This is a genomic window from Chthoniobacter flavus Ellin428 (genome assembly GCF_000173075.1).
Taxonomy (GTDB): Bacteria; Verrucomicrobiota; Verrucomicrobiia; order Chthoniobacterales; family Chthoniobacteraceae; genus Chthoniobacter; species Chthoniobacter flavus.
Genome location: NZ_ABVL01000004.1, coordinates 206,632 through 227,447 on the forward strand (window position 1 = coordinate 206,632; position 20,816 = coordinate 227,447).

A 20,816-nucleotide genomic window follows, 5' to 3' on the forward strand; every position below is an offset into this window, starting at 1 on the left:
TTGCCAAGTGGGTTTAACGCCCACTTTTTTTTGTCTCCGGATGCGGAAAATTGAACTATGATGAACAGTGAAATCCTAGCAGGCCTCGACTTCTTTGAGCGCGACAAGGGCATTAAGCGGGAAGTGCTCCTGGAAGCGATCAATAATGCTGTACTGGCGGCGGCCCGCAAAGCGGTCGGCCCGGCCAAGGATTTGCGTGTCGATATCGACCCCAAATCGGGGGAAATGAAGGTTTACGCCAAGCTGATCGTCGTCGAGAAGGTCGAGAACAAGCACGACGAGATCAAACTTGACCTGGCGAAGAAGTTCAAGAACGACGTGCAACTCGGCGAAGAGCTCGAGGTGCCCGTTACTCCGCGGGATTTCGGGCGTATTGCCGCCCAGACCGCCAAGCAGGCCATGATGCAGCGTATCCGGCAGGCGGAAAAGGAGATGATTTACGACGAGTTCAAGGATCGCGCCGGCGAGATCGTCAGCGGCACGGTGCGCCGTTTTGAGCGCCTTGATGTCGTCGTCGACCTCGGCAAGTTCGAGGCCGTGATGCCCAACAAAGAGCGTGTGCAGACCGAGGATTACAATGTCGGCGACCGCATTCGCGCCTATGTCGTGGCCGTACAGAATGGTGCCCGCGGCCCGGAAATCATCATCAGCCGCAGCCACCCGAATTTCGTCCGCCGCCTCTTCGAGACCGAAGTCAGCGAGATCGCCGACCGCACCGTCGAGATCAAGGGCATCGCCCGTGAAGCCGGCCATCGCACCAAGATTGCCGTGTGGAGCGCGAATGACAAAGTTGACCCCGTCGGCGCCTGCGTCGGCATGCGCGGCGCGCGCGTGAAGAATATCGTCCGCGAGCTGAACAACGAGAAGGTCGATATCATCCGCTGGAGCTCGGATACGAAGGAGTTCGTCCTCGAGGCGCTCAAGCCCGCGAAGGTGAAGAGCGTGACGCTCGACGAATCGAAGAAGAACATTTTGATCAAAGTCGATGAAGACCAGCTCTCGCTGGCGATCGGCAAGCGCGGTCAGAACGCGCGGCTGACCTCCCGGCTCACCGGCTGGGATATCAACATCGAGCAGGACAAGTCGGTGATCGAAGACTTCAACGAGCGCGTCGGCAAAGCGGCGAAGACGCTGGCCGATGCCTTGGGCATCGATCAAGCAGTCGCGGTCTCACTCGTCAAGGGTGGCCTGAGCACGCTGGAGACGCTCACTGAAGTTGAGCCCCAGGATATTGCCGACACCGTCGGCATTCCACTCGAGAAAGCGACCGAGATTCAAACTGCGGCGAAGCGCGCAAGCGGCTCGCTGGCCTCCACGCAGTAGGCCATGAAAACCAATTTCCAAAGAACTTTTGATGCCATCCACCAAGACCACAAACAAAGCGGGCGCGAAGAAAGCCGACGACGAAAAGCCGTCGAAGGCTGGTGCTGCCCCGAAGACCCCGGCCAAAGCCGGCGCTGCTGCTGCTGATAAAGGCAAAAAGGAAGAAGCACCTGCACCAGCTCCCAAGGCGGCCAAGCCGGAAACCGTTTCGCTCATCGACGGGCCGAAGAAGGTAAAGCGTCCCCGTACGGCGTCGACCCTCGATAATCGAATTCCCATTTCGAGGATTCTCGCGCCGGAAGCGCCGAAAGCTCCGGTCGCCCCGCCGCCCGCGCCGGAACCGGCCGCGCCTGAGCCGGCTCCCGCTGCTGAAGCGGCTCCTGTGGCGCCCGCTCCAGAAGCGCCCGCCGCCCCGGCTCCGCCCAGCGACGAAAAAGTCATCCATCTCAAGCCGCCCTTCACCGTGAAGGAGCTGGCGACGGCGATGAATGTGAAGCCGTTCCAGCTCATCAAGGATTTGATGGACATGAACATCTTTGCCGCGATCAATCAGACGATTGAAGCGGACATCGCCGCGAAGGTGTGCGTGAAGCACGGTCTCGTTTTCGAGAAGGAAAAGCGGAAGGAAGGCGGCGGCGTTCATAAGCCTGAACCGCCCAAGGAACCGCCGAAAGTCGCTCCCAAGCCGAAGCCGGCCGAGCTCACCATGCGTGCACCCATCGTCACGTTCATGGGCCACGTCGACCACGGCAAGACCACGCTCATGGATGCGATCCGCAAGACACGTGTCGCGGCGGGCGAAGCCGGCGGCATCACGCAGCACATCGGCGCCTACAGTGTGATGCACAACAATCATCGCATTACTTTCCTCGATACCCCCGGCCACGCCGCCTTCACGGCCATGCGTGCTCGCGGCGCGAATGTCACCGACATCGTCGTGCTCGTCGTGGCGGCGGATGACGGCATCATGCCGCAGACCATCGAGGCGCTGAACCACGCCAAGGCGGCGAAGGTGAAAATCATCGTCGCGATTACCAAGATGGACGCGCCTGGCGCGAATCTCGACAAGGTCAAGGGCCAGCTCCAGGACAAGGGCCTCCAGCCCGAAGACTGGGGTGGTGACATCGGCATGTGTCCGGTCTCCGCGATCAAGGGCCAGGGCGTCAGTGATTTGCTCGACCGCATCCTGCTCGAGTCCGAAATGCTCGAGCTCAAGGCCAGCTCGCAGCAGACGCCGCGCGGCACCGTCATCGAAGCGCAGATCGAGCAAGGCCGCGGCCCGACCGCGACCATCATCGTTCGCATGGGCACGCTCAAGGTGGGCGATTCCTTCATCTGCGGCAACTTCGACGGCAAGGTGAAGTCGCTCATCGATGATTTGGGCAAGCCGATCAAGGAAGCCGGTCCTTCTACTCCGGTAAAGGTGCTCGGTTTCTCCGGTCTGCCGAATGCCGGCGATGACTTCGTCGTCATGGAGAGCGATCGTGCGGCCAAATCGCTGAGCGCCGAGCGCCAGTCCGAGGATCGCATGCACAAGCTGGCCACCCCGGCGCGCGCCACCTTGGAAAATCTTTTCGCCAGTCTCGCCGACGGCCAGAAGAAGAGGCTTTTCGTCATCATCAAGGGCGACGTGCAGGGCTCGCTGGAAGCGCTCGTCAACTCGCTGGAGCAGATCGAGAGCAAGAAGATCGACCTCGAGATCGTGCACAGCGCGGTCGGGCCGATCAGCGAATCCGACATCCTGCTCGCCACGGCTTCGAACGCCATCGTCATCGGCTTCAACGTCAAGGTGGAGAGCACCGCGGCGCAGGTTGCCAAGCGCGAGAACGTCCCGATCAAGCTCTTCTCGATCATCTACGAACTCATCGATCAGGTGAAGGAAGCGATGGCCGGCATGCTCGATCCGGAGACGCGCGAAACCGTCATCGGCCACGCCGAAGTCCGCAAGGTCTTCGAGTTGACCAAGGGTTTGGTCGCCGGCTGTGCCGTCACCGATGGACGCCTCGCCCGCACCGCCCGAGCCCGCGTGCTCCGGGGGCGCACGCCGATTTACGACGGCGGCTTTGCTACGCTGCGCCGTTTCCAGGACGACGTGAAGGAAGTCCGCAGCGGCCTCGAATGCGGTATCAAACTCGGCGATTTCAACGACTACGAAGTCGGCGACGTCATCGAGTGCTACACTCTCGAAAAAATCGCTCAAAAGCTGTGACGGATTAAGTTGATAGTTGAGAGTTGATAGTTGAGAGCCGCGCCGGTTCGGTGCGGACGACCGGCTCCAGTGCCGGTGAGGGAAAGTTGAGAGTGAATAGTCGCGAGTCGCGCCGATGAGGCAAGGCGACCGGCTCAACCAGCAATGGATCTCAATCTTCAACCATAAACTCTCAACTTCCCCGTGAAGCCGCGCCGATTTGGTGCGACACTCGGCTCCACTCGCGGCGGCTATCAACTATCAACTATCCACCATCAACTTCCCATGAAGCACCGTCTCGAACGCGTCAACGAACTGCTCAAGCGTGAGCTCGGCGAGCTCCTCAGCCGTGAGGTGTCCTTTGAGGCTGCCCTCGTCACCGTGCAGCAGGTGGACATCACGCCGGATCTCAAGCACGCGCACGTCTTCATCAGCGTGATCGGCAGCGACGAGCAGGCCAGGGCGGCCATGGCGAAGTTGCACGACAGCCGCAAGAATCTGCAGCACCTGCTCTCCAAGCGCGTGGTCCTCAAATACACGCCGCACCTGCACTTCAAGCTCGATGAATCCATTGAGCGGGGCACGCGGGTGATTAATATTCTCAGCCAGATCGAGATCCCACCGGACGAGCCCTTGCCGGACGAGCCTTCTCCAGACACTGATGCAAAGTAACCACGCTCTCGCGGAGATCGCGGAGGTGCTGCGCACGCGGAACCGTTTCGTAGTGATGAGCCACGCACGGCCCGATGGCGACGCTCTCGGCTGCACGATCGCGACGGCGCTGTGCCTCAAGCAACTCGGCAAGGACGTCACCGCCTGGAACGAGGACGGTGTGCCGGAGAAATTCCGCTATCTGCCGGGGCATGAGATGGTCTTGCGCCCACCGGCGGAACCACAAAACTTCGAGGTCGCGATCGTGCTTGATAACGCCGTGAAGACCCGTGCGGGAAAAGCTGTCGAGGCCGTCGCGCAGGCGGATGTGTGGATCAACATCGACCACCACATCACCAACGAAGGCTACGGCGATTTCAGCTACATCGACGCCACTGCGCCGGCGACCGGCCAGATTTTGTTCGAGCTTTTCCGCGAACAGGAGCTGCCGCTGACCTATGCGATGGCCGACAATCTTTTCGTCGCCATCAGCACCGACACCGGCTCGTTTCAGTATCCGAGCACCACGGCGCGCACCTACGAGATCGGCGCGGATTTGATTCGCGCCGGGGTGAATGTCGGTGAGCTCTCGCAAAAAATGTACGAGAGCTATCCGCGCCGCCGTCTCGAGTTGCTGCGCGAATTGCTGAACGTATTGCGCTTCAGCAGTAACGACCGCGTGGCCAGTTTCGCGCTCAGCGCGGAAACCACGAAGAAGCTTGGTATTCAGGCTGACGACACCGAGGGGCTGATCGATTATATCCGCTCGATCAACGGCGTCGTGGCCGCGGCATTTTTTGACGAGATCGGCGACGGCCGGGTGCGGGTGAGCCTGCGCTCGAAGTCGCCCAGGATTAATGTGAGCAAGGTCTGCCAGCTCTTCGGGGGCGGCGGACATATGCTCGCGGCGGGTGCGCGCGTGAAGGGCTCGCTCGCCGAAGTTCAGGAAAAAGTTTTGCATGCGATCGACCATGAATTTGACCAGCCTTGACGGCGTCCTCCTTGTAGACAAAGCGCCCGGCATGACGTCGCACGACGTCGTGGCAATCGTCCGCCGTCGACTCAACACCAAGAAAGTTGGCCACTGCGGCACGTTGGATCCGCTGGCCACTGGCCTGCTCATCATCGTGCTGGGCCGTGGAACGAAGATCCAGGACCTGCTCATGGCGGAGGACAAGGAATACGTTGGCACCATGACGCTCGGCGTGACCACCGACAGCCAGGATGCGGACGGACAGGTCGTCGAGACGAAGCCCGTGCCGGACTTCCCGCGCGAGCAGATCGATGCGGCTTTCGGCAAATTCCAGGGCGACTTTTACCAGACGCCGCCGATGGTCTCGGCGATCAAGAAGGAAGGCGTGCCGCTCTACAAGCTGGCGCGGCAGGGCAAGACTGTGGAGCGCGAGCCGCGGTTCGTGCACGTCTACGCGCATGAGATTCAGGCGGTCCGCCCACCGGAGATCGATTTCCGCGTCGTCTGCTCGAAAGGCTTTTATGTGCGCACCTATGCCTTCGACATCGGCAACGAGCTCGGCTGCGGCGCGCATCTTAAATCGTTGCGGCGCACGAAGAGCGGCAAATTCACCCTGGAACACTCGGTGACGGTGCAGGACATCCAGACGCTGGATGCCGCGACCATCGAACAACGCATCCTGAGTCTGCCGACCGTGTCGCGCATGCGCGGTGCCTGATTTGAAGATCATGCGCAGCGGTCACGATGCGATTCCCGGCGTCCTGCGCAAGATAGGCGAGCTACGGAATCTGCCCGGACCATTGCATCTGGCCATCGGAGTTTTCGACGGTGTGCATCTTGGCCATCAAGCGGTGATCTGCCGCGCGCTCGACGGTGCGCGGCAGGGTGGGGGAACGGCGGTGGTCGTGACGTTCGATCCGCACCCCGTGCGGGTGTTGCGTCCCGAGCATGCGCCGCGGCTACTGACCTCCACGGCGCACAAGCTGCAGCTCATTCGCGATCTCGGCGTGACGCATCAGTTGATCATCCATTTCGATCACGCCTTCGCCGCGACGCCGCCGGAGGATTTCATTCGCGAGCTGGCCGCCGCCGCGCAACCGCTGCAGGAAATCTGCGTCGGCTTCGAATGGTGTTTCGGCAAAGGCCGCGCCGGCAACCTCGCGCTGATCGAGCGTCTGGGAAGGTGAACTTCGGCTTTTCCGAAGTCGGCGTGCCCGCGGTGAAGATCGGTGACGAGATCGTCAGCAGCACGCTCATTCGTGCGGCCGTGGAGGATGGCGACCTGGCGCGCGCGGCGAAATTGCTCGGTCGCGAGTTCACCATTCTCGGCACTGTCGTGGAAGGCGACCGCCTGGGCCGAAAACTGGGCTTTCCCACCGCCAACCTGAGCGCACACAACGAGCAATATCCGCCGAACGGTGTGTATGCCGTCCAAGCGCGCCGGGGTGACCGCATGCTGCCTGGGGTGGCCAACATCGGCGTCCGCCCCACGGTGAAAAACGCCGGTGGCGAACGCCTGCTCGAAGTGCACCTCTTTGATTTTCAGGAAGAGATCTACGGCGAAGATCTGGAGATCACGTTCCGCAAATTCCTCCGCCCCGAGCAAAAGTTTTCGGGCCTCGACGCCCTGCGCGAACAGATCCAAAAAGACGCCGCCCAAGCGCGGCTGTTTCTCGGCCTAGCTGGCTGAGTAGGTATGGCGGCGTCTGTCAGACGACGCTTCGATTCAGAGCTGGAGGGCACCGCTCCGTCGGTGCCGGAGCGGGAGGTTGAAACACGGCACCGACAGAGCGGTGCTCTCCAAACACACCTCACGACCTCTACTTCGCCCGCATGTGCGCGAAGAGGACTTCCCGCATCACTTCGATCGGCGCAGGCCGTTGGAACCAAATCTCAAACGCCACTTCACCTTGATAGAGTAGCATGGTGAGTCCGTTTGCCGAACGTGCGCCGGCCTTCTCGGCGGCCTGCATGAGTGGCGTGCGATCGGAGACGTAAATGGTATCGAAGAGCAGGTGTCGCTTGTCGATGAGCGGAGCGGGAATCGGCGACGGATCCTCCGGCTTCATCCCGAGTGAGGAGCAATTGATCACCAGGTCCGAGTGATCGAGCGCCTTGGCCAGTGAAGCGTCATTCCACGCGCCGGTCGAAATCTGCCCACGCGGATACACCTCCGCAATCGCATCCTCCAAAGGATCGAGCTTTTCGACGCTGCGATTGATGAGCGTGAGATGCTTCACATCGGCATTGGCGCAATGCATGGACACCGCTTGTCCCGCTCCACCACCGGCCCCGAGCACGAGCACGCGCATCGTGCTGAGTTCGACGCCGAGTTGTTCGCCGATCGCCCGTTCGAGTCCCAGGCCATCCGTGCTGAAGCCCTGCAGCTTGCCCTCCGGGCTGATGCGGATCGTATTCACGCTGCCCGCCAGGCGCGCGTGGTCGTCGACTTCATCGGACGCCGCGAGCGCGCCCGCCTTGTGCGGAATGGTGCAATTCACACCGACGAAACCTTTCGAAGGCAGGAGGTGCAGCGCCTCGGCGAGTTCTTCCGGACGAATGTGCAGCCGGCAATAAGCCATCTTCAGCCCGCACGCCGCCAGCGCCGCATTGTGCATTGGCGGAGAAGCGGAGTGCGCGATGGGATCACCGAGCACGGCGAGGCGGAGGGGCAACGTTTCGTCGGCCGTGACGGTTTCCCACGACTGCAAATCGGCAAAGGTATAGACGGGTTTCATGAAACTGATCGGGAAGCTTTAGCGACTGTGAATTGACCGGCAGAAATTGGTTTGGCCCGCAAATCACACGAATGAAAGGATCCGAATTCGTGTCATTCGCGTGATTCGCGGGTACACTCTCTTAGGCGGCGAAACGCTCGCGGGTCTGTTGGATGCGGGCCAGGACGCGCGCTTTGCCCAGCACTTCGAGCATGTGGTAAAGGCTCGGGCCGACACTGCGGCCGCTCACCGCGATACGCGTCGGATGAATGAACTCCGCCGGCTTCACGCCGAGAGAGCTGGCAAGTTCCTTGAGCTTCGCTTCGAGAGTGGCCGCGTCGAACGTCTCGAGTGCGGAATAGGCTTCCGCAATTTGCGCGAGCCGATCCGGCGCGCCCGGTTTGCGTAACGTCTTCTCTACCGCGGCCGGGTCGTATTCGTAGTCCTCGTTGAAGAAGAACGAAACGCGATCCGGGATCTCCTTGAAATGCACGACCTTCATCTTCTCCAGCGCGAGCACGGGATCGAGTTGCTCGGCGGGCGCATGGATGCCGGCCTTGGCGAGCCACGGTTGCGCGAGTTCGCGATACCGGTCCATCGGCATCTGCTGAATGTATTGCGCATTGAACCAGTCGCATTTCGCGATGTCGAAGTGCGCGCCCTTGCGGTTCACATTCGCCAGGTCGAAACGGCTGATGATCTCCTCGGTCGGCATGATCTCGCGATCGTCCTTCGGCGACCAACCGAGCAGACAGAAATAATTGCGCACCGCCTCGGGAGCGTAGCCGCCCTCGATGTAGCTGGTAATGCTCGCCCCCTGGTCGCGCTTGCTCATCTTGGAGCCGTCGTGGTTGAGGATGAGCGGAATGTGGCCGTAGCGCGGCGGTTCCACGCCCAGTGCTTGGAAAAGCTGGATATGCTTCGGCGTATTCGAAAGGTGGTCCTCGCCGCGAATGACGTGGGTCATCTGCATCTCGATGTCGTCGACGACGTTCACGAAATGGAAGATCCACGAACCGTCCGGACGGCGGATGGTCATATCGGGCGTGATCTCGGTATTGGCGAAATCGACCGCGACCTTGCCGCAAATCAGGTCATCGACCTCCACGACTTCGCGCCGGAAGCGGAAACGCCAGGCGCCACCGTCTTCATAAAGATGGCCGGCCTCCTTCAGGCGCTGGAAATATTTCTCGTAAATAGCCTCCCGCTCACTCTGGAAATACGGGCCGTGGTCCCCGCCCGCTTGCGGGCCCTCGTCCCAATCCAGCCCCAGCCAGCGCAAGCCGTCATAAATGACCTGGACGGCCTCGGCGGTATTCCGCTGTTTATCCGTGTCTTCGATCCGCAGGATGAACTTTCCGCCCTGGTGGCGGGCATATAGCCAGTTAAACAGGGCCGTGCGGGCCCCCCCGACATGTAGATAGCCGGTGGGCGACGGGGCAAAACGGACGCGGACGGGTGCGGACATAGGGAGGCGGAAGGTGGCGTATGAGCGGGGTGCAGGGAAGAGAAAATCGCAGGTTTACAGACGTTAGGGAGTTTGATTGACAGCCCCCGGCCAGCCTTTATTTTGCCGTTCGAGGCCATGTCTGGCCCGAAACCCCAGGCACGCCGTTTTTAAGCGCAACATCAATACATTTGGTATGTCCCAAAAAATCCTGGTAATCGACGAAAGTCTGGTCGCGACCAAGCTCACGGAAAACGTGCTGGCGCAAAATTTCCATGGCGTCGATGTCCTGCTGGCCCAACGGGGCAATGACGCTTTTGACCGGTTCAATGTGGCCCAACCGGATCTCATTCTCCTGAATGAATCGCTCCCGGATATGGATGCCGAAGCGGTCTGCTACCGGCTGCTGAACGACCCGGCCACTTCGAAGGTGCCGGTGGTTCTCCTGGCGACCAATGGCAACGGCGACCGCATTGAGGAGCGCTACGAAAACGTCATCAAGGTGCTGCCCAAGCCGGTGACGCCTGAATCGCTGCTCGAGGTCGTCAACGCCACGCTTTCGAAGAACAAGCCGATGGTCAACCCGGCCCGGCAGCTTCTCTTCCACGATCCGTCCCGCACGGTCTTCAGTGGTCACACGGCGTTCTTCTCGTTGCGCTCGGCGTTGCAGATGGCCTACGGCGACCGCCTCACCGGCGCGCTGCGGTTCTTCGTCAATCGCTACCCGATCGAGCTCTTCATTAGCAAAGGCCGCTTCCTTTTCGCCACGTCGCGGAATTTCCAGATGTACTGCCGCGACTCTCCCGTCATCCTCTCGGCGACGAATCTGGGATTGATCATCGAGGGCCAGGTGGCCCAGGCGGCGACTGGTTGCCCGATCTTCCTCTTCCTTTCCGTGCGCAACGGCTTCCCGCATGACGACGTCGTCCAGATCGTGCGCGACCACGGCCAGCGCGTCTTCGCCAACTTGTGGACCGCGGGTCGCGTGACCTTCGAGTTCGAGGAACTCCAGGAGTTCCCGGAATACGTGAAGAATTTCCCGCCGGGAACCGAAGATCCGGACAATTGGATTCTCGGCAGCTTGCGTCATGTGAAGTTCGACAACCTCATGGCCGCGCAGCGCCCCGATCCGAATGGCAGCCCTGCCTACACGCGCAAAGGCTACGAACTCATCCAGAAGCTCAAGCTCAACGACGTGGAAGCGCGCTTTGCCACCGCGATCAATGGCGCCGAATCGCTCCAGTCCATCGCCAAGAAGATCGGCATCCCGCTGAACGACGCGCTGCTCATCGTCTTCCGCTTCGCCGCGCTCGACATCATCGATTACTGGTCGTCGAACGTGCTCTCGCTGCCCGGTGGCGCTCCCGCCCCGACGCCAGGGGCCGCGTAAAGCGAAGTCGCGCGCGCGTCGACGCTTGCGTTTTGGAGTGCTACTCGCCCGTCCACCAGCCTCCACTATTCCCCTCCGCCGCCTCGGCGCTGCTGCGCCGCTTTTCGATAACCGGCTCCCAAAAGTGCCGGCGCTCTCTAGAGCATTCCCCACGTCTTTTGGTAAACCCACCGTTTCAAGATTTTGGTGGCGTGCTCGTTTGCTCCCACTGGGAGCGGCGACTTCCCAGTCGCCGACCGTCCCCACGCGCGAAGCGCCACACTCTCGCTGGGACATAGACCGCCGCTACAATCACCGCCCTGTCGCGACACGGCCCTAAAATTTCCGCAGCCAACCTTCCGTCGCGTACTTCTGCTGCGCGATCTCCTCAGCGCTTCGCCAAACGCTTTCGCTGATTTCCGTTTGCTCAATGCGCGTCGCGAATGTGCCGGCGAGAGCGATGGCGTCGTGGCGAGCCCCGCCGATTTGAATGCTCCCTTGATGCAACAGCCCCCAGCGCGTGCGCCGTTGGGCCGCGCCGGCCAGCTTGGTGTTCCCCGTTACAATATCGTAGCGCACGTGGCTGACGAAACACGCCCCGGAAGTTTCCGCGGCGGAGCTCGGCGCGACACCCGCCGAAACACCGCCATCGCTCAACCACCGTGCAATGCGTTCATGAATCATCCGATACGAATCCAGCGGCGTGTATTGAAAGAAAGCAGCATCGCGCGGCACGAGCAGCGTGTAGGTGATGTCCTCGCCGTGCTCCACCAACCCTCCTCCCGTCCAGCGCCGCACCAGCTCACGCCCCGCCGCCGTTGGTTCCGCCTCCGCGATGCGACTGAAATACCCGAGCGACACCGCCGGCTGACACCAGCGATAAATCCGTAAGGTCGGCGCCATGGCACGCTGCAAGAGCGCCTCATCCACCGCCATATTCAAGGCGGCGGAATGCGGCTCGGGATCGACGATTTCGATGATCTGCTCAAACAACACGGAACGAATTCCCCATCTTTCCGTGGACGCCGAAAGACTTCCAGCGGACTTTTCCGTTATCGTCTTTCGTTCCCGCTCCTCGGGATCATTCGTCATTCGTCATTGCCCCCCATTCTTTCTCCACCTACACTCGCCCTCCCTATGGCAAAAGTAGCACTCGGCAAAGGCCTCGGCGCGCTCATCAATACGCGCGTCGCGTCGCCCACGCCCGCCGTCGAAAGCGGCGAGCGCGTGCAGCCCATGCCATTGAACAAGCTGTTCGCCTCGCCGCTGCAGCCCCGCACCGTTTTTCGCGACGAGCACCTCGAGGAACTCGTCGCCTCCATCAAGGAACACGGCATCATCCAGCCGCTCATCGCGCGGCAGCGCGGGGATCGTTTTGAACTCATCGCCGGCGAACGCCGCTGGCGCGCCGCGCAAAAAGCCGGTCTCGCTGAAGCGCCGGTCATCATCCGCGAAGCTTCCGATCAGGACGTCCTCGAGCTCGCGCTCATCGAGAACCTGCAGCGCGAGGATCTCAACCCGATTGAAGAAGCGAACGCCTTTGCGCGCCTCGCCAAGGAATTCGGTCTGCGCCAGGAAGACATCGCGCAAAAGGTCGGCAAGAATCGCGCGACCGTGGCCAACAGCATGCGCCTCCTCGAACTGCACGAACAAGTGCAGAGCTACCTGGCGCAGGATCGCATTTCCGTCGGCCACGCCAAGGTGCTGCTCTCGCTGAAATCGCGCGAAGAGCAGGCCCTGCTCGCCGAGGAAATCATCCGCCACAGCCTGACCGTGCGCGCTGCGGAAAAACTCGTTGCCCGCCATTTCGTCGAAACCGGCACGCCCAAGCCGACTCGTAACGGCACCGCCGCCGCGGCCAAACCTTCGCTGGCGCCCGCCGTCCAACATTTGCAAAATCAGCTCCAGCAGCACCTCGCCACACACGTCACGCTGCACCACGGAGAAAAACGCGGTCGCATCGAAATCGAATATTACGGGAACGACGATTTGCAGCGCCTGCTGGGTGTGCTGGGATTGAAACCTGACGATAAATAAGCGCTTGGTCCGGTTCCGCTGCCTCACACTCGCCGTCGCCGTCGTCGCTGCCCTCAGCGCCTGCAAACCCGCGCCCAAAGCGGCCGAGGGCACCGCGCCTGTCGAACAGGAATCGGAACGCCCGGCCGCCATCAGCGTCATCAAAAGCAACGGCGGCGCTCCCGCCAGCCATTCCGTCGCTGCCGTTCCGCCGCCCGCGGAAATCTGGAAAGAATTCTCCGGCGACAAAGCCTTCGCCGAAGCGCGCGCACAAGTCGAAGTCGGCCCACGCCCCGCGGGCACGCCGGAGCTCGAAAAAGCGCGCGTCCTCATCGAAGAAGCCCTCCACAAATCCGGCTGGGATGCGGAGCGGCAAACCTTCACCGCGGATACGCCGCACGGGCCGACGCAGTTCGTCAACATCATCGCCCGCTTCTCCGCCACCGGCGCCCATCCCGCGCCGCGCAATACCCAGCGCGCCATCGTCTGCTCGCACTACGACACCAAGCGTTTCAGCACCATCAAATTCGTCGGCGCGAGCGATGGCGCATCCAGCACCGGCGCGCTCTTGGAGCTTGCCCGCGTCCTCGCCCTCGATCCTGCCATGGCGGCGCAGCTCGAGCTCGTCTTCTTCGACGGCGAAGAAGCCTTCGTCCAATTCACCGATCCCGACGATCCCAAGCCCGACGGCCTCTACGGCAGCCGCTACTACGCGCGCACGCTCATGTCCGAGGGCCGCGCCTCGCAATTCAAATTCGGCATTCTCTGGGACATGATCGGCGATCGCGACCTCACCATCACGCTTCCACCCGATTCTCCGAAAGACCTGGCCAGCGGAATCCTCAGTTCTGCCGAGGCGCTCGGTGTACGTCAGAATTTCGGCTATTTCTCCCGCACCATTCTCGACGACCACGTGGAACTCCAGCACCGCGCGCGCATTCCCAGCGTCGACCTCATCGATTTCGACTACATTTACTGGCACACCGCTGGGGACACCCTCGAACACATCGCCCCCGAGAGCCTGCAGAAAGTCGGCGCCGTCACCCTTTGTTACCTGCGGCAGGCACTGGCCAAATAGTGCGGGCTGGATCAGTGGGGCCGATGCGGCGGTGTGGAGCGGTTGTCGCCGTGCGCACTGAGCCCGGGCCGGTTTCCGTGAACTGGCGTCGCCCGGTTCCGTAAACCCGGCTATAGCGCCGTCCGGGCAACAAGCCGCGGCAGCAACCCTGCCGCAAAAAACGTCCACCGCGCGCCTTCGAAAAGAACCGCAAAAATTTTTGACGAAATGGTTGCCACGCCGGGCGAACAGTGCTTTTATCCCGCTCCCCGATTTCGATCGGGACCATTTAGAAAAGCACCCGTAGCTCAATTGGATAGAGCATCTGACTACGGATCAGAAGGTTTGAGGTTCGAGTCCTCACGGGTGCGCTTTCCTTCGCCCCAGGTATGCGATTTCGAGTTGAGGGGAGAGAGGAGGGCAACCGCCGCTGCGTCTCACCGCAAAGCCCTCGCGAGCAGCAGGCGTCTTCTCAAAATGGATTTCCGAATCCCGGAATGCCTGGAGGGGACCGCGGCTTGCCCATGTCAGCCCACCGCTATTCCCCTCCGCCTCGGTCGTCGGTGCTGGGAACACTGCTCCCTCGAATATCGGGGCAGACTCGTGACGGCTGAGATGCCGGCGAGACCATGCGCAAAAACGAAAGTCAAACGCGCAAGGTCGAATTCCGCTGTTTTGCCGGCGGGCTTATCTCAGCTCAATGAGTACACGCAAACTGAATATCGCTGTCATCGGTCTCGGCTTCGGCGCCGAGTTCATTCCGCTGTGGCAAAAGCACCCGCACACGCACTGCTACGCCATCTGCCAGCGTAATTCCGAGAAGCTGAAGGAATGCGGCGATCATTGGGGCGTCGAGAAGCGCTTCACTAGCTACGAGGAACTGCTCCAGGATCCGAACGTCGACGCGGTACACATCAATTCGCCGATCCCGAACCACGCCGAGCAATCCATCGCGGCGCTCAAGGCTGGCAAGCATGTCGCCTGCACGGTGCCGATGGCCACGACGGTCGAGGAATGTCTGGAGATCATCCGGCTCACCGAGCAGACGGGGTTGACTTACATGATGATGGAGACGGTCGTGTACGCGCGCGAATACCTCTTCATGAAGCAGCTTCGCGACTCCGGCGAACTGGGCAAAATCCAATACGTCCAGGCGAGCCACCAGCAGGACATGGATGGCTGGCCGAACTACTGGCCGGGCCTGCCGCCGATGCACTATGCGACTCATTGCGTCGGGCCGGTACTTGGGTTGGCCGGCGGCGATGCGGAATACGTGAGCTGCTTTGGCAGCGGCACCATTCGGGAAGAACTCATCCCGCATTACGGGTCGTCTTTCGCGGTCGAGACCGCGCACATCAAGGTGCGCAATTCGGACTTGAGCGCGCGAGTCATTCGCAGCCTGTTTGACACCGCCCGGCAGTACCGGGAATCCATCGACATTTACGGCTCGAAGAAATCCGTCGAGTGGCCGCTCATCGAGCACGAACCGCTGGTCATCCACACCGCGAAAAAACCGGAGCCGGAGATTCCCGAGAAAGCGAAATCCCCCGATTTTGCCGCGCGCCTGCCGGAGCCGATCCAGCGCTACACTACCAGGGGCGTTTACGATTCCGACGAGCACACGCACCTTAGTTTCACCCAAGGGGCCGGTCACGGAGGCAGTCACCCGCACCTGGCACACGAGTTTGCCATGGCCCTGGTGGAAGGGCGTCAACCTTTCCCGAATGCGCGGCAATCGGCCAACTGGACCTGCACCGGCATTCTCGCTCACCAGAGTGCGATGGAAGGAGGCGTGATCAAGCATCTGCCGAAGGAAACGTTGAGCCAGCTCGCCGATTCTGAATCTGGATCTTACTCTCGTCGTCACGCCGGACGGGGAGATTAAGATTAAGATTAGGATTAAGATAGGAATTACCTAAACCACATGCCCCCCCGTAAGACTTCCCGACGCACCACCCGCCCACCGAAAGTGGCGCTGCTGGTGGAAACGTCGAATGCCTACGCGCGGGAACTGCTCCTCGGGGTGAAAGAGTACATCCGGGTGCATGGTCCCTGGAACGTTCATCTTTCCGAGCATAGTCGCGGCGACCGTCCGCCTTCCTGGCTGATCGATTGGGATGGCGATGGCGTTATTGCGCGGGTGGAAAACAAACAAATCGCCCGGGCGCTGGAAGCGTTGCGTGTGCCGGTGGTGGACTTCAGTTCACATCGCTATCTCGCCGGCGCGCCCGTGGTGACTACCGACAACGCGGCCATTGCCCGTCTGGCGTTCGATCATTTCATCGAACGAGGCTTCCAACACTTCGCCTATTGCGGAGTAGACCGCTTCGCGTGGTCGGTGGCGCGCGGAGGGCACTTCGACGAGCTGGTTCGGCGGGCCGGTCTCATTTGCGAGCACTATGCTGATCCTGCCGGCTTCGGCCCCGATAGCGATGCGGAGACCGATGCCATCGCCCAATGGTTGCGCGGCTTACCGGCGCCAGTCGCCGTCTTCGCCTGCTACGACGCGCGCGGCCAACAACTCCTCGACGCCTGCCAACGAGCGGGGCTGGCGGTGCCCGACCAAATCGCCGTCCTTGGCGTGGACAATGACAGCCTGCTTTGCGAACTCTCCCCGCCACCGCTTTCGAGCGTCATGCTGGATACGCGCCGGACCGGCTGGGAAGCGGCGGACCTGCTCTCGCGGTTGATGCAGGGCCAACGGACGAAAGCCGAGGTGCATCGTATTCCGCCGCTGGGCGTCTTTACGAGACAGAGCACTGACATCCATGCCGTTGAAGATCCCAAGATTGCTCGCGTTTTGCAGATCATCCGCGAGCAGGCTTGCGCCGGCCTGACCGTGCCGGAGCTCTTGCGCAAATGCCCGATGTCGCGCCGCGTGCTCGAGCAACGCATGAAGGAAGTGCTCGGCCGGGCGCCGCACGAAGAAATCGTGCGCGTCCAAATCCGCCGGGTCCAGGATCTCCTGCGCACCACGGAACTCAGCCTCGAGGAAATCGCCGAGCGGAGCGGATTTCGCAACGCGCAGTATCTCAGCGTCGTCTTCAAACGCGAAGTCGGCCAGCCGCCGAGCGAGTTCCGCCTGAGTGGACGAACTCTTCCCCAAAATGGCGGAAGAACACTGCCTCACCACCCCCGTCGTTGAATCGTGCAGAGCCCCAGTCACCATTCGAAAAGGAGGCTGTCGGAACGAAACGCGCGTTCCTCTTTCGAAGGTCTTTGTGCCCGTAGAAATACTGGTGTATGCAGAGAGATGTCCCGCTCCCCCCTGCGCTGGATATTGCCGATTTCTTTTTGGTGGCTGCTCGCCCTCGTAGTGATGGCCTCGCCGGATGCCGCCCCGCTCTCCAGCGAATATGTGCTGCGCACTTGGGAGACTGGCGATGGCCTTCCGCAGAATACCGTCACCGGCATCGCGCAAACTCCGGATGGCTATCTCTGGCTGGCTACCCAGGGCGGACTGGCCCGCTTCGACGGCCTGCGGTTTACCGTGTTTCTCAAGGGCTCGACCCCCGGGTTGGAGTCCAGCTACGCCCGCTCTCTGGCGGTGGATCGTACCGGAGCTTTGTGGATCGGTGCGGAGCGTGGCGGGGTCGTCCGCATGCGCGGCGGGCATTTCGAAAGCATCGTCCCGCCATCGCCCCCCACGACCGTCACCGCGTGGACCAGTTCCTTTGCCGAGGATGCGACCGGGGCGATGTGGATCGGCCTCGCACCGGATCAAGCGGTCTATCGCTGGCGCGATGGACAATTGAAGAAATTCACCGGTGAGGACGGCGTGGGCTCCGGCGGCGACACCTTTGTTCATGCGGATTCCCAAGGGCACATCTGGTATTCGACCAAGACGATGTGCGGTGTTTTCGATGGCACTCGCTTTCAGCCGTTCGATCCGGAAGGAGGGGTTCGCGTGCATTTGGCGGCAGCACGTCAGGGCGGCATGTGGGCGGTGCGGGGGAACAAGCTCCTGCATTATTGGGCCGATGGCCGGCGGAAAGAGGTGGCCGATCTCGAATGGCTGGGCGGCGCGGTGGAAGTCAATGTGATCTATGAAGATCGCGCCGGCGATCTGTGGTTGGGGACACGCAATACGGGGCTCTTGCGTTTTCGCGGGGGCAAGTTTGTGCAGGTGCCGACTTCGCATCAGGTGGTGCAGGCGATCATGGAAGATAGTGAGGGCAATCTGTGGGCAGGCACGCAGGGCGGCTTGGACCGCTTGCGTCCGCAACGCTTCTTCCTCCGCGACGCGCGCAACGGGCTGACGAAGGAGGGCGTGGTCTCGCTTTGCGAAGACACCGAGCACAAGCTCTGGCTGGCCGTCCGCGATTCCGCACCGGAGCGCGCGGTCGACACGACGAACCAATTTTTTGTGCCGATGGAGGGGCCGGATTTGAACCTGGTCCCCTGCATTTGTGCGGATCCGCGAGGCGGAGTTTGGGTCGGGCAGGACGGAGGCAGCCTCCTGCACTGGCGCAATGGCGCCTACATCAAGACTTCTACGGGCCAGAAGGTTTCCACACTTCTGTGCGATCACGCCGGCAATGTGTGGATCGCGACTTCGAAGCGCGCCCTGATTCGCTTTCACGACGACATGGAGGATCCGGTGCCGACAGACAATGGGCGGATCCTCTTCCGTGCACTCGCGGAAGATCGAGCGGGTCACATCTGGGCGGGGACGGAGGACGGCCTCGTTTTTCGCCGCGACCACGATCAGTTTCAACCGGTGCTTTTGCCCGGGGCGAAAGAAGGGGAGTCGATCCGATTCCTTGTGCCCGATGGAGCGGAGACGATGTGGATCGGCGCGCGGGATGGCGGGCTCTACCGGTGGCGGAATGGCCACATCGACCACCTTCCCAGCGATGCCGGGCTCAGCGCCCAGGATTTTCGTGTCTTGATCATCGAGCCCGATGGAACGTTCTGGATCGCCATGGGCAATGGTCTCTTCCGCACGACCCGCCAGGAGGTCGAAAGCGTGCTGTCCGGGCGTCAGCATGTTCTCAATGGCACGACGTATGGCCGCGATGATGGACTGCCCAAGCTCGATTTCACTTTCGGCCGGCGCAATGGAGCGACGCGGACGCACGATGGGCATCTTTGGTTTGCCACCAGCCGTGGGGCGCTCGAGGTAAGCCCGGATCCTTTGCCGGAAAGTCCGTCGCTGCCCCCGGTCTTGGTGGAAGAAATGCGGGTCGACGGCCAGCCGATCGCCTTGGCGAAGACCGGCGCGGGGGGCCTCGGCCCCAACCCCGGGCCCATCGAAATCCGCTACACCGTGCCTCGCTTGAGCTCGCCGGAACGCCTCCAATTTCGCTACCGGCTCGTCGGGCTGGAAGAAGAATGGGTCGACGCGCGGGACCAGCGCACGGCGACCTACACCCGCGTGCCACCGGGAAAGTATCGCTTCGAAGTCGCGGCCAGTCTGGGGGCCGGATCGAAACCGACCGCCGTGGCTTCGTTGCCTTTCGTGGTGCAGGCCGCGTGGTGGGAGACGCCGGTTTTCCGCATCATCGTCGGTATCCTCGGCACTCTCCTTCTCGCGACTCTCGTGCGGATGATGGTTCTCCGCCGGGTGCGCGCGCGCATTCGGCGCCTGGAGCAGGAACACGCGTTGGAAAAAGAACGGGCCCGCATCGCTCGCGATATGCACGACGAACTCGGCGCCAGCCTCACCCGCATCGCCCTGATGAGTGAGATCGCCGCGGATGAACCGGAGATGCGTGGGGCGGCGGCCCAACAGCTTGGCGAAATCGCCCAAGCCGCCCGCTCGGTGAGTGGAACGCTGGACCAGATCGTCTGGACGGTGAACCCGCGCAACGACACGCTCGAGCGCCTGGTCGGTTACCTCGGCGAATTCGCCAGTGAATATCTTGCGCCCACCGGTCTCGATTTCCATCTTAGTCTGCCGGCTGACATCTCCGCGCAAACTTTGGCTTCCGAGACCCGTCACGAAGTCCTCCTCGCGACCAAGGAAGCGCTGAACAACGCCGTGAAATACGCGCGGGCCAGCCATGTCGCCTTGAAGGTCACCACCACGGAAGAGGTGCTGACGATCACCGTGGCCGATAATGGGTGCGGCTTCGATCCGCAGGCCGTCCCGAAGTTTTCCAACGGCCTCATCAATCTGCGGCAGCGCCTCGTCGCCATCGGCGGGAGTGCCGAAATCGTCAGCCAATCGGGGACGGGGACGACAGTCACCTTGCGGCTGCCCTTGAAGACGGACTGAAGGTGCGGTCTTGTCACCCAGAGATGTGACTCGACCAGAGTGGAAATGGATCGATGCTGGAAGGCGCCTCGCTTCTTTCGCTTGTCTGCTGCTATATCCATTTCCCGCGACCCGATTCCCCTCATGCCGTTTACTCTTTCCATCGTCGAAGATGATCCCGTGATCCGTGCCGGTTGGGTAAAGATCATCAACCGTTCGACGGGCTATCGCTGTATCAGCGACTACGGCAGCGCGGAGGCGGCGCTGGCCGGCTTGGTCAAGGAACCGCCGGACTTCGTGCTCATGGACATCAACCTTCCCGGCAAATCCGGCATCGAGTGCACGCGCGAGTTGAAGCGGCGGCTGCCCAAGCTCGAGATCGTGATGCTCACGATGTTCGACGACCGCGACAATCTCTTTGAAGCGTTGCGCGCGGGCGCCAGTGGTTATCTGCTCAAGCGCACCAGCCCCGCCGGTCTGCTCGAAGCGCTGAATCAGCTCAAGGCCGGAGGCTCCCCGATGTCACCCCAGATCGCCCGCCAGGTCGTACATTTTTTCCGCCAGAATGAGCCCGCGGCCGAAGCCAACGGAGCGGTGATCGAAAAGCTTTCCGCCCGCGAAAATGAAATTCTCCGCTGCCTCGCGGAAGGCCGCCACTACAAGGAAATCGCCGATCAGTTGAATCTGAGCATGGATACGGTGCGGACTTACATCCGCCGCACCTACGAGAAGTTGCACGTCCATTCACGGACGGAAGCGGTCGTCAAATACCTCGGTCGCTGAGGAGCGCGGGCTGGTGCAAGTGCTTGGCGGGGCGTCGCATACCTATGCGACTGTTACGTATTCTCAGAGGGAGTGAAGTTGCAGGGTCACAAA

17 protein-coding genes and 1 tRNA gene are annotated in these 20,816 nt (G+C 61.6%); 15 read left to right on the forward strand and 3 right to left on the reverse strand.

Going from position 1 to position 20,816, the window contains the following annotated elements:
- Window positions 1-57: 57 nt before the first annotated feature.
- From nusA to CFE428DRAFT_RS35555, 7 genes are all read left to right on the forward strand, one after another.
- The gene (gene nusA, locus CFE428DRAFT_RS08570) at window positions 58-1,323 is read left to right on the forward strand and encodes a transcription termination factor NusA (protein ID WP_006979115.1); all 1,266 of its coding nucleotides are present in this window, start codon (window positions 58-60) and stop codon (window positions 1,321-1,323) included.
- Window positions 1,324-1,354: 31 nt separating this feature from the next.
- Window positions 1,355-3,532 carry a translation initiation factor IF-2 gene (gene infB / locus CFE428DRAFT_RS08575; protein ID WP_006979116.1) on the forward strand — a complete coding sequence of 726 codons (2,178 nt, stop codon included), beginning with the start codon at window positions 1,355-1,357 and terminating at the stop codon, window positions 3,530-3,532.
- A gap of 264 nt (window positions 3,533-3,796) precedes the next feature.
- Window positions 3,797-4,183 (forward strand): 30S ribosome-binding factor RbfA, encoded by a 387-nt coding sequence (gene rbfA / locus CFE428DRAFT_RS08580; RefSeq protein WP_006979117.1) that lies wholly within the window; start codon window positions 3,797-3,799, stop codon window positions 4,181-4,183.
- Window positions 4,173-5,153 (forward strand): DHH family phosphoesterase, encoded by a 981-nt coding sequence (locus CFE428DRAFT_RS08585; RefSeq protein ID WP_006979118.1) that lies wholly within the window; start codon window positions 4,173-4,175, stop codon window positions 5,151-5,153. Before rbfA ends, CFE428DRAFT_RS08585 begins: the two co-directional genes overlap by 11 nt.
- Window positions 5,134-5,853: a tRNA pseudouridine(55) synthase TruB gene (truB, locus tag CFE428DRAFT_RS08590; RefSeq protein WP_006979119.1), complete on the forward strand. Its 720-nt coding sequence runs from the start codon at window positions 5,134-5,136 to the stop codon at window positions 5,851-5,853. The genes CFE428DRAFT_RS08585 and truB overlap by 20 nt, the downstream gene beginning before the upstream one ends.
- Before the next feature lie 10 nt (window positions 5,854-5,863).
- Window positions 5,864-6,322 carry an FAD synthetase family protein gene (locus tag CFE428DRAFT_RS35550; RefSeq protein ID WP_006979120.1) on the forward strand — a complete coding sequence of 153 codons (459 nt, stop codon included), beginning with the start codon at window positions 5,864-5,866 and terminating at the stop codon, window positions 6,320-6,322.
- Window positions 6,319-6,825, forward strand: coding sequence for a riboflavin kinase (locus CFE428DRAFT_RS35555; protein ID WP_006979121.1), 507 nt, complete (start codon window positions 6,319-6,321; stop codon window positions 6,823-6,825). Before CFE428DRAFT_RS35550 ends, CFE428DRAFT_RS35555 begins: the two co-directional genes overlap by 4 nt.
- A 130-nt stretch (window positions 6,826-6,955) precedes the next feature.
- Here the strand turns inward: CFE428DRAFT_RS35555 and aroE are convergent, their stop codons facing one another.
- Both aroE and CFE428DRAFT_RS08605 read right to left on the reverse strand, forming a co-directional pair.
- Entirely contained in the window at window positions 6,956-7,873 is a 918-nt protein-coding gene (aroE, locus tag CFE428DRAFT_RS08600) for a shikimate dehydrogenase (protein ID WP_006979122.1), read from the reverse strand.
- Between the two features lie 121 nt (window positions 7,874-7,994).
- Window positions 7,995-9,320 carry a glutamate--tRNA ligase gene (locus CFE428DRAFT_RS08605; protein WP_006979123.1) on the reverse strand — a complete coding sequence of 442 codons (1,326 nt, stop codon included), beginning with the start codon at window positions 9,318-9,320 and terminating at the stop codon, window positions 7,995-7,997.
- A 175-nt stretch (window positions 9,321-9,495) separates the two neighbouring features.
- Between CFE428DRAFT_RS08605 and CFE428DRAFT_RS08610 the strand changes: the two genes are divergently transcribed.
- Complete coding sequence (locus CFE428DRAFT_RS08610; protein ID WP_006979124.1) at window positions 9,496-10,689, forward strand: response regulator; 1,194 nt, start codon at window positions 9,496-9,498, stop codon at window positions 10,687-10,689.
- Window positions 10,690-11,004: 315 nt separating this feature from the next.
- On the opposite strand, the gene CFE428DRAFT_RS08615 is transcribed toward CFE428DRAFT_RS08610, so the two are convergent.
- Entirely contained in the window at window positions 11,005-11,664 is a 660-nt protein-coding gene (locus CFE428DRAFT_RS08615; protein WP_042724660.1) for a lipoate--protein ligase family protein, read from the reverse strand.
- Window positions 11,665-11,805: 141 nt separating this feature from the next.
- Here CFE428DRAFT_RS08615 and CFE428DRAFT_RS08620 point away from each other — a divergent pair, with 141 nt between their 5' ends.
- The 7 genes from CFE428DRAFT_RS08620 to CFE428DRAFT_RS08650 all read left to right on the forward strand — a co-directional run bounded on the left by CFE428DRAFT_RS08620 (window position 11,806) and on the right by CFE428DRAFT_RS08650 (window position 20,723).
- Window positions 11,806-12,705: a ParB/RepB/Spo0J family partition protein gene (locus tag CFE428DRAFT_RS08620; RefSeq protein WP_006979126.1), complete on the forward strand. Its 900-nt coding sequence runs from the start codon at window positions 11,806-11,808 to the stop codon at window positions 12,703-12,705.
- A gap of 4 nt (window positions 12,706-12,709) precedes the next feature.
- Window positions 12,710-13,762 carry a M28 family peptidase gene (locus tag CFE428DRAFT_RS08625; protein ID WP_006979127.1) on the forward strand — a complete coding sequence of 351 codons (1,053 nt, stop codon included), beginning with the start codon at window positions 12,710-12,712 and terminating at the stop codon, window positions 13,760-13,762.
- A gap of 276 nt (window positions 13,763-14,038) precedes the next feature.
- A tRNA-Arg gene (locus CFE428DRAFT_RS08630) sits at window positions 14,039-14,112 on the forward strand.
- Window positions 14,113-14,441: 329 nt separating this feature from the next.
- Window positions 14,442-15,626 (forward strand): Gfo/Idh/MocA family protein, encoded by a 1,185-nt coding sequence (locus tag CFE428DRAFT_RS08635; protein WP_006979128.1) that lies wholly within the window; start codon window positions 14,442-14,444, stop codon window positions 15,624-15,626.
- 39 nt (window positions 15,627-15,665) lie between these two features.
- Window positions 15,666-16,886, forward strand: a complete 1,221-nt coding sequence (locus CFE428DRAFT_RS08640; RefSeq protein WP_006979129.1) for an AraC family transcriptional regulator — start codon at window positions 15,666-15,668, stop codon at window positions 16,884-16,886.
- A 108-nt stretch (window positions 16,887-16,994) separates the two neighbouring features.
- Window positions 16,995-19,961, forward strand: coding sequence for a sensor histidine kinase (locus CFE428DRAFT_RS08645; protein ID WP_006979130.1), 2,967 nt, complete (start codon window positions 16,995-16,997; stop codon window positions 19,959-19,961).
- A gap of 123 nt (window positions 19,962-20,084) precedes the next feature.
- Window positions 20,085-20,723: a response regulator gene (locus CFE428DRAFT_RS08650; RefSeq protein ID WP_006979131.1), complete on the forward strand. Its 639-nt coding sequence runs from the start codon at window positions 20,085-20,087 to the stop codon at window positions 20,721-20,723.
- Window positions 20,724-20,816 lie beyond the last annotated feature (93 nt).